Origin of the sequence: Butyrivibrio sp. LB2008 (assembly GCF_000621565.1) — a bacterium.
Classification (GTDB): Bacteria; Bacillota; Clostridia; order Lachnospirales; family Lachnospiraceae; genus Butyrivibrio.
The window spans coordinates 273,835-282,971 of record NZ_KK211308.1; the positions used below are offsets into that span (position 1 = coordinate 273,835).

The window sequence follows — 9,137 nt, forward strand, 5'->3', positions numbered from 1 at the left end:
ATGTCCCTTTATTTTAGCAAAAGTCCGTTGTACATTGTAACAGATTTGCATAAACTATTCAACTTTCTACTTTATATAAGGTAGTCTGTGTTTTTTGCTATCGGTTCCAAACTTCGAAAATGCTTGTGTTCGGCTGCGCGGTGATTTTCATAATTCCACCAAAGCCGGAAATGCTTCCTTTCGACGTTGCTCAGAGAAGTCAGCATTTCCGGCTTTGGTGAAATTTGAAAATCATCCTGCTCGTCCGAGAACTGCGCATTTCCGAAGTTTGGAACCGATAGCAAAATTCTACGGAAACCTTAAAAACATATAGAAACTTGAATGCGTTTATTTCCCTTAATATATATTTGATATGTCATGAAAAAATATTTCTTATTGTATCAAATATATTATTTGATTTATCGGATATGATGCTTGATATTTCGTCAGTATGTGTTTGGGACGGAGCTTTTGGGGAGGAAGGTGATGCTTTGGGAGTGTCGATTTTTTCTACGCTTCTGTCCTGGGCTTTTTTGGCGAGGTCCATTTGGTAGAAGGGGTCGGTTAGTTTGATATTATTGTCCATAATCTGCTCAGGCGAATACTTTTTCAGTCTTTCGTTGAATCTGCGATCAGACATAATGCCTTCATAATGTTCTTTCAAGCGTCTGTACAACTCGGCAACAGCGCGGTCTTCGTCTTTGAAAATATTCTTCTCGCTATATGCACCACCTGATGGCATTCCGAAATATACAACATATTCTCCTGTTTTTTTCTCTTTATATATCCCACATTGAGGACATGCTTCGCCATGAAACATGACAGGTACCGTAACTTCGATATGATCACAGCACTCTCTTAATTCTTCTATTGTTTTGGGTACTTTTTCTTCTTTAATATCCATTTTTCTACCTTCTCATAAAAAACTATTCAACAAAAAGCAGCTATAGAAAATCCATAGCTGCAAAATATTTTATGATTATTTGATTTTGGACTATTATAACCGTTGTCCTTCGGGTGTGCAATATTAACGATCAACTTCTTAGAATTATCCGCGGAAATCCGGATTGCTGTACACAATGCTTGTCACCTTACCATTTTCTATATTAAAGCTCATATTGAAGCCTTCGCATGAGAATATTTCCAATTCTCCGTTGTCAAACTTATCAATTTCATACGGATCTCCATAAGCAGCCCTTACATCTTCCATCTTACTTCCAATGGTTATTCCCTTTTCAGTCTTAAATCCGCTACCTGTAACCGCCATTAGATCAATAGTTGTTTTTTCTCCGTTAACTGATGTTGCTATAGTCAGCCCAAGGCCATCTGCGTCCTTATCAAAATCATAACTATTTCCGGCATCGCCGCTGTTGTCAGCCTCATCGACTGTCTTGGCAACGGACTTTATTCCCTCCACAACAGTATTGGCATCATCTGTAAAAGAAAATGTCTTTCCATTATACTCAAAAGTCGGTTCTGCTTTTGTCATAAACACTTCCGGCAAAGGATCATTTTCTGTTGATATATCCGCATCTTCAGTATTTGCACTACTTTCTGTTGTCTGCTCTGCGGTTGTTTCAGGTGTAGTTTCTGTTGTAGTTTCGGAAGTGCTGCTTCCGCATCCCATAAGTGCGAGCATCATTGCAGATGCCATCATAATTGCTGCTAAACTTCTTTTTTTCATTACTCTTCCCTCGCTAAAAATGTATTTTTTCACTGCTGGTACCTCTTTATTTGTAGCTGTACCAATCGTCTTAATACACTTATACAGCATCAGTCTTTTTCTGTCAACCCGCAATCTTATTTTTTATTATCTTTTTTATTCACGTTGCATATTCCAATTCGTATTTAAAATCCGCTTCCACCAGTGCTTCCTGCTCATGAGAACTGATAATAACAGTGCTTCCTTCAATAGAGAAGCTCTTTAGCAGTTGCAAGACCGCTCTGACATTTTTGCGATCGAGGTTGGCTGTGGGTTCATCCATGATAACGAGCTTGGGATGTGGAATGAGGGTTCTGGCGATCGCTGCACGTTTTATCTCGCCGCTTGAAAGACTTGACGGATACTCGTTTTGCAGATGAGAAAGCCCCAGAGCTCCCAAGAGTTCTTCAAACTCATCTGAAACAGCTCTTTTATCTCCCTTATTGCCGGTGCTGATATCATAGGCAAGTTTCAGATTTTCACGAAGCGTAAGATACGGAATAAGCTCACAGTTCTGCGTCATAACGCCCATAAATCCTGTTCTTAATTCAGACAAGCCATCATCGCCAAGTGACGTTATTTCTTTTTCGCCGTAGTACACCTTACCTTGCGTCGGCCTGCTGAGGCCTGCAATTATATTAAGTAGTGTGCTCTTGCCAACACCGCTGTCGCCGCTTATCACGGTGAACTTCCCGTGCGGGATTGTGACGCTCACTTTATCAAGAACCGTGAATTCACGCTTGTCGCGCTTATATTTTTTTGTTATCTCATCCAATATAATATCCATTTTATCTATCTCCAAAAAGTGCGACTATCTTATGAATACACATTCTCGGGACACAATTTCTTTATACTGAAAAAAGCGCATACCGGCCCGAGTATTGTCGTAAGTAAAAAAGCTATGACAACAACCGCTGCTTCTTCAAAGGGACGCGGCGCGGTAAAAGGAATCTTTGTAGTCGCCTCAATAAACTGCAAAAGTACAATAAATGAAAGAAAGCCAAGCACTGTCCCAATAAGCGCTCCCGGCGCAGATGTCCACAACACTTCGCGCATCAGAAATGCCTTTATCTTCTTTCTTCCGATTCCTATCGTGCGCAATATCTCAACCTCTTTTTTCCTGTCATTCAAAGTGATGTAATGAATTATGAACAGTAAAAAAATGCTGATAAGCACGATAAGCACTATCACAAAAGCATAGATAACATACGTGTCTTTAAGTCCCGAAAAGAGCTTTGCCGAGACACTCTCCGTCGTGATGATATCGACATTATCAAGTCTCGAAAGTCTGGCAACCACTATAGGTATGCTCTCTTTTTCCGAAACTTTTATGCATACTACGGAGACATCTTTTGAATTAACTTCCGCAATGACGCCCTGCCCCGCCTGCTGCGCATTTTCCATGATCTCGCCTATGCGGTCTCTGCTCACAAATACCGATGCGTCCATGGAAGATCCGCTCTCGTCAAGAGATGCGGCTACAGCGTACTCTTTTCCAAACATCTTAAATGAACCGTCTGTCACATTGACTTTGCTCCCGACGATCAGTGCCCCGTCTTCAAGCGACTTTAAGTACTTCTTGTCGATCCATGGCGTCACGACAAAGTCAGAATCCATGTCGATTCCTATTATCTGAACCGGCTGGTCGCAGCACGAAGACTCAAGTGTCATAAGAAACGTCTGGGGCGATGCAGTCTCTACGCCGTCCGTCTGCCTGATACTGTCCACAACTTCCAAATCCATGTAGAAAAAGCTCTTTTTCGTGGTCAAAAGAATCCCTTCCATATCCTCGCCGTATCCTTTCGGCGCAACGATTATGTCAGCTCCCATGCGCTCTGCAACATTTTTGCTCCCGTGCTCCATTCCAAATGCGGTGAGACAAATAACTACCATTGCAAAGGACAGCACCAGCCCGATAAGGATCAGGCCGATGCTGCGATATAATTTTGAACTTATGCTTTTAAAAACCAGCTTATGCAAGAGTTCCATTCTTTTTTCCTCTTAAAATTATCAACAGATCTACAACTGCGATCACTGTAAGGACAATCCCCGTCAATAAAAGAAACGGTCTTGTATACACATAGCAGTGCATTGTCTTCATCGAGCACACAGGCGCTATGACTATCGGAAGGATTGCAATGAAGATTCCTCCTACGACCTGCGCTATTGATGCCAGTTTTTCCGCGATTTCCTTCTTTATGAATATCTGTGCCGCTGCCAAAACGCCGAGTACTATACTTGCGACCACTGCAAAACTTCTTGTCTTATGGCACTTTGCTTCCATATCCCCCATATCACCGCAAACATGCGCAAATGTGTAGATTCCAATTATCACAAGTGCAAAAATAAGCACCCTTACTATGTTTACAATCACTTTTGATTTCATAATCATTCTCCCGGTCTTTTTTAGTATTAAGGAAACGCCGATTAAAGCGTTTCCCTCATAAATTCTCAGCTGTTCTCCGTAAACTTCTTGCTTCCCGGATCATATGTGAATGACTCCGGAACTCCCTCAAGATCGGGGAAAACAGTTTTGGTAAACTCCTCTGCATCAAGTGATGGATCAAGATCTCCCGTCTTCTGAAGGTCGTCAAATGATGCCTTGAAAGTCTCTCTTCCAAGTTCTACCGAAGGTTCATAGTTAAGACTTGCAAGAATTTCTCCGTATCTGACAATGTCGTCGTTGCTCTCAGAGGGCATGTAACCCTTTTCCACCTGAAGTCTTGCGGCTTCGTCGGGAAGTGCCTGCACAAATGCTGCTGCCTTCTGGATTGCTCTTGCGTATGCCGCAGCACCCTTTGGATTTTTTGCAATAAGCTCCTGTGACACGTAAGCCTGGCAGCAATATTCCTGTGAAAAGACCTCATCCTCGCCTATATCAAGGATCTTAATAAAGTCATAGTTCTTTTCCGCATTGTATGCCACGGGATCGTGTATTCCGATTGCATCTACGGCGCCGTTATCAAGCGCTGTCGGCAGGTCTGTCATCGCATATGTCACAAACTGAATATCAGCATCGCTTCCGTTTACGTTAAATCCGAGGCTAAAGAGCTTTCTCTTAAGCTGAATCGGCGCAGAATCCGACAATGACGCAACGCCTATCGTCTTGCCCTTAAGATCTTCAAGGCTGTTTACACCCGATCCGTTCTTTGAATAAAACTTTGTGCATCCTCTGTGAAGGCCCGTAACAAAAGAAATCTGAAGGCCGTTGGAAATCGGCTGCATAAGCGTACCTGTAAGTCCATAGCCGGCATTGATCTCACCGCTTGTTATCTGCTCCGTGATCGTATCAATATTGGAAGTAACAACTTCATATTTCTGTCCGATTGCTTCGAATTCTTCATCAAAATAGCCGTTTATTATAGCTATATGAACCGGCGCAAGGCACAAGCTTTCCTTATTATTCAGTATCTTTACTGTAAGTTCGTCTCCTCCTTCATTTTTCTCAGACTTGGCTCCGCACCCTGTAAGTAGCGCCGCTGTCACGGTCAGTGCCAAGACACTTGCAATTACCTTTTTCATTTCTTTTTCTCCTTAAACTTATAAATAATACTCCGGCTCTCTGTTCTCTCCGGCATAATTCAGAATCTCCAGGATCTTCGTCCTGTATTTTATAAAGTCATTTCCTCCTCTCGCCCTTGGTCTTCCCAGTTCAATATCAAGTACCTGCTCTATTTTGGCAGGTCTGGGAGTCATTATGACAACCTTGTCTGACAGATATACCGCCTCATCAACATCATGTGTGACCATGATCATTGTCATCTTCTGATCTTTCCAGATTCTCAGGATCTCATCCTGCATATTCATTCTTGTAAACGCATCCAATGCGCCAAGCGGCTCATCAAGCAAAAGAACTTTCGGATGTCCCACAAGTGCTCTTGCAAGCGAAGCTCTCTGATTCATTCCGCCTGACAACTGGTGCGGATATGAATTCTCAAAGCCCGTGAGTCCTACCATCTCTATGTATTCTTTTACATCTTCCTTGCTTTCTTTATATATTCCCCTTGCCTTAAGGCCAAATGCTATGTTCTTTTCGATAGACAACCACGGATACAGATTGGCCTGCTGAAATGCAAATCCTCTTTCATATCCGGGCCCCGTCACGGCTTCGCCGTCAAGGTATACCGCACCCTGATCTGCAAGTCCGAGTCCCGCTATTGCCCTCAGAAGCGTTGTTTTTCCACATCCCGAAGGTCCTATAAGGGATATGAACGCCCCCGGCTCAATATCAAGATTTACTCCGTTCAGAGCATTTACGACACTCCCGTCAGGATTGGTAAAGCTCTTGGATACATTATCAATTTTTATCTCTCCTACCATTTGATCACTCCCTTCTGCCATCCAAGTAATCTGTCTTTGATCCTGAATAAAAGAGTAATTATCAGATTACACAGGACTGCCAGCAGAATAAGCCCGGCGTACACATTTGCATACAGCATCATGCTCTTTTGCCAGTTAAGATACCAGCCGATTCCAGACTTACATCCAAACATCTCCGCTGTGACAAGCGTTACAAACGAACCCGTCGTCGCATAAAAAAATCCGAGAAACACATTCGGAAGTGCCGCAGGTATGCCGACCTTAAATATCTTGTAAAGCTTGCTTGCGCCCAGTGTATCGGCCACTTCAAAGAAAGTCTGCTGAACATTTTGTATGCCGTTACTTGTCATGACGGTTATCGGAAACCACACCGACAGCGCTATCATAAATACCGCAGCCTGATAAGACGTGCTGAAAAGTGAGAGCACAAGCGGCGACCACGATGTTGCCGGTATCGGTCCAATTATCTTTGTCAGAGGATTTATCCAGTATGCGACTTTTTTGTTGAATCCGATAAGTATTCCGGTCGTAAATCCCAATATCGCGCCAACCGCAAAGCCTATGATAAGAAGCTTTCCCGACGAAACTATACATTCAACCATCAGCTGCCTGTCATTTACAAATACTCCGAACACCCTGTCCAGTGACGGAAAAAAGAGAACCGGAAGCAGTGCAAATTTGCTGCATATAAGATTTATAAAGTTAAGCAGTTGCGCTCCCCCCGCAAACAACGGAGCGTTTTTTTCAAGATATTCATTTACTCCTTTATGAAAAAAAGATGCTGCATACAGCGCCACAAATATCACTCCGACAATATACAGAAAATATGTAAAAAACGGAGCCTTTGCATCAGGCTGCTTTGCTGCATTCGGGACCGCGATCTGAACCATTAGGGTTATTATTACCGATATGATCGGACCCGCTTTCTTTAGTTGTTTTATAAACAATTGCTTGACCTCCTAAAATGTTATTTATTGTGTGCTGTATAAAAACCGGGATATGTACTAAGCTCTAAACCACCTCGCCAAGTACTCTGCACAAAAAGCCGGAGGCTTCAATTTAATGAAACCTCCGGCTTTCCGGTCAGCTCGCTGCTTTATGATGTTCAAATCTTATCATACAAAGCATAAGCTGCATAATTCATGAATGTTATAGTTTGCAATCAGTTATTGTTATCACTAAAAGAATAATCCAATCCTCCGCTTGCATCGCCGTTTCCGATTATTCCAAACTCTGTGCTCTGTCCGGGAGCAAGTGTGGAATTCCATGAAAGCGGGGTAAATACATAGTATTCGCCATCTTCTTCAACGTTTACGCACCAGCTCTGAGCTACATTTATATATTTCTTTTTAATCTTTAATGTCCATCCGGAAGACTGCTCTTGTGATACATTGGTAATCTTGAAGTTTATCTGATAACCGCTGCCCCAGATATCTCTTGAATATTTAAGTTCAAGCTTGCAGTCGCCCTGAATATCAGGCTGTTCAGGTTCTTCGGGAATTTCCGGCTTCTCGGGCTCTTCGGGAATTTCCGGTTTATCGGGAATCTCAGGCAACTCCGGCTGCTCTTTTTCCGGATCGTCACCCTCTTCACCTATCGATATAGGCTCATTGCCGGGAACAGGCATCATCTTACTCATGACCATCCACTTATCAATCCTGCAGCTTCCGACTTTGCACACAAAGAACAGATCATGCATTCCTTCTGTATTAGGAGCTTTAGTCGAATAATACTCATATTCACCTTTTGTATTATCCAGTTTGATCACTCCCAGAAGGTCCCCGTCAATACCGTCAGCTCTTATCTCAACTGCTGCCGGCTCATTACTGGATGCAAATATCACCATTGAGGACATGCCATATTTAAATTTCACTTTCTGAACAGAGAAATATCCGTTTTCCTTAATCTCGACGACTTTGTTCCAGCTATCTTCAACAATCTCTGCATTCTCTCTCGGAAAATCAAGCTCTGCCTCAATATATCCGTAAGGACTTATCGGCTTTCCCGGATCCGGTAACGGCCTGTCGGTTGTTCTGGGATCCGCATGCCATCTATCTATATTGCAACTTCCTTTTTTCCCAACAAATACTATATTCTGCATTCCTTCAAGGCCTGTCATTTCTCCTTCAAACGGCTTATATCCGTCATTGGACTCCCTGAACTCTATCGTTCCGATAAGTTCGCCGTCTACAGAGTTTTTTCTGACTTCGATAAGTCCGTCGCCCTCAGACCATGCCTCTATCGTTATCCCTTTGAGTCCCCTATCAAAGTTAACGTCCTTCATAAGGAAATAGTCGCCTTCGGTAAATCCCGCAAGAACAGTATGTTTTTGGTGCATACTCTCTTCAATGGATGAGCCGAAATTAACTTCCGCTTCGTTATCCTCGTAAGGATCAATCTTCGGAACATCCCTGCCTTCGTATGTCTTGCCGGGAAGCGCTTTCCAGGTTGCAACATCTATCGGATTATTCGCCTCGAAATATATGTCATGAACTCCGGACACATTTATTCCGGGAATCCCCGTAACCGTATTAAACGAATATGCCCTTATAAGTATCCTTGCAATAGGCTCACTCTTTGGATCATCTATATATACATAAATTTCTGAACCGCCCCATCTTGTTCTTGCCGTCACTTCAATGCCGGTAAGCCCCTTTGAAAAATCCACATTCTCCGCCTTTAGTATCTTAGATCCCGCAATCGGAGAATATTGTATATCGTCCTCGTAGAACCCTCCTCCGTTTTCCATTACCTCCGTCTGTACAGTTTCATACGGGTTTAAAAGAGTTTTTTCAACACTTGGTTCCGTTGCCTTTATTGTTATACTCTGCGATATCAGCATGGCTGCTGCCGCAAAAAGACTTATTAATACATTCACTTTCCTTTTCATATATTTATACCCCCGGTACTCTTTAACGCCACTGCTATGCATTGATTATTTTTCTAAAAAAAATAACTATTTTCCTACAACTTTCATCCCACAGATAAATATGTACCTTCTCATTTCTTTATCTGTGAATTTCTACTATTTTCTCCGCGAGACATCAACATAACACAGATAAATGATTGCAATTATTCCTTTTTTATCTATGTTTTTCTGCCATTCTCTCCGAAAGGCACCACCATAACACAGATA

At 42.6% G+C, this 9,137-nt stretch carries 9 protein-coding genes; all 9 read right to left on the reverse strand.

The features are described 5' to 3' along the window. Positions 1-355: 355 nt before the first annotated feature. The 9 genes from T356_RS0117785 to T356_RS0117825 all read right to left on the reverse strand — a co-directional run bounded on the left by T356_RS0117785 (position 356) and on the right by T356_RS0117825 (position 8,891). Complete coding sequence (locus tag T356_RS0117785; RefSeq protein ID WP_026515671.1) at positions 356-883, reverse strand: hypothetical protein; 528 nt, start codon at positions 881-883, stop codon at positions 356-358. A gap of 144 nt (positions 884-1,027) precedes the next feature. Then, on the reverse strand, positions 1,028-1,663 hold the full coding sequence (locus tag T356_RS0117790) for a hypothetical protein (RefSeq protein ID WP_155839066.1): 636 nt from the start codon (positions 1,661-1,663) through the stop codon (positions 1,028-1,030). A gap of 139 nt (positions 1,664-1,802) precedes the next feature. Continuing rightward, a complete protein-coding gene (locus T356_RS0117795) occupies positions 1,803-2,468 on the reverse strand; it encodes an ABC transporter ATP-binding protein (RefSeq protein WP_035781572.1) in 666 nt (221 codons plus the stop codon). A gap of 29 nt (positions 2,469-2,497) precedes the next feature. Next, positions 2,498-3,670: an ABC transporter permease gene (locus tag T356_RS0117800; RefSeq protein WP_026515674.1), complete on the reverse strand. Its 1,173-nt coding sequence runs from the start codon at positions 3,668-3,670 to the stop codon at positions 2,498-2,500. Then, positions 3,654-4,067 (reverse strand): DUF4418 family protein, encoded by a 414-nt coding sequence (locus tag T356_RS0117805; protein ID WP_026515675.1) that lies wholly within the window; start codon positions 4,065-4,067, stop codon positions 3,654-3,656. The genes T356_RS0117800 and T356_RS0117805 overlap by 17 nt, the downstream gene beginning before the upstream one ends. 65 nt (positions 4,068-4,132) lie before the next feature. Continuing rightward, on the reverse strand, positions 4,133-5,203 hold the full coding sequence (locus T356_RS0117810; protein ID WP_026515676.1) for an ABC transporter substrate-binding protein: 1,071 nt from the start codon (positions 5,201-5,203) through the stop codon (positions 4,133-4,135). A gap of 18 nt (positions 5,204-5,221) precedes the next feature. After that, on the reverse strand, positions 5,222-6,001 hold the full coding sequence (locus T356_RS0117815; RefSeq protein WP_026515677.1) for an ABC transporter ATP-binding protein: 780 nt from the start codon (positions 5,999-6,001) through the stop codon (positions 5,222-5,224). Then, entirely contained in the window at positions 5,995-6,948 is a 954-nt protein-coding gene (locus tag T356_RS0117820; RefSeq protein ID WP_242846643.1) for an ABC transporter permease, read from the reverse strand. Before T356_RS0117820 ends, T356_RS0117815 begins: the two co-directional genes overlap by 7 nt. 215 nt (positions 6,949-7,163) lie before the next feature. After that, positions 7,164-8,891 (reverse strand): carbohydrate-binding protein, encoded by a 1,728-nt coding sequence (locus T356_RS0117825; RefSeq protein WP_026515679.1) that lies wholly within the window; start codon positions 8,889-8,891, stop codon positions 7,164-7,166. Positions 8,892-9,137: the final 246 nt, after the last annotated feature.

What these genes read in the sequence shown, in the direction of transcription:
- T356_RS0117800 (WP_026515674.1), bottom strand. Translation starts at nt 3,670, where the DNA reads ATGGAACTCTTGCATAAGCTGGTTTTTAAAAGCATAAGTTCAAAATTA.
- T356_RS0117810 (WP_026515676.1), bottom strand. Translation starts at nt 5,203, where the DNA reads ATGAAAAAGGTAATTGCAAGTGTCTTGGCACTGACCGTGACAGCGGCG.
- T356_RS0117805 (WP_026515675.1), bottom strand. Translation starts at nt 4,067, where the DNA reads ATGAAATCAAAAGTGATTGTAAACATAGTAAGGGTGCTTATTTTTGCA.
- T356_RS0117815 (WP_026515677.1), bottom strand. Translation starts at nt 6,001, where the DNA reads ATGGTAGGAGAGATAAAAATTGATAATGTATCCAAGAGCTTTACCAAT.
- T356_RS0117795 (WP_035781572.1), bottom strand. Translation starts at nt 2,468, where the DNA reads ATGGATATTATATTGGATGAGATAACAAAAAAATATAAGCGCGACAAG.
- T356_RS0117825 (WP_026515679.1), bottom strand. Translation starts at nt 8,891, where the DNA reads ATGAAAAGGAAAGTGAATGTATTAATAAGTCTTTTTGCGGCAGCAGCC.
- T356_RS0117790 (WP_155839066.1), bottom strand. Translation starts at nt 1,663, where the DNA reads ATGAAAAAAAGAAGTTTAGCAGCAATTATGATGGCATCTGCAATGATG.
- T356_RS0117785 (WP_026515671.1), bottom strand. Translation starts at nt 883, where the DNA reads ATGGATATTAAAGAAGAAAAAGTACCCAAAACAATAGAAGAATTAAGA.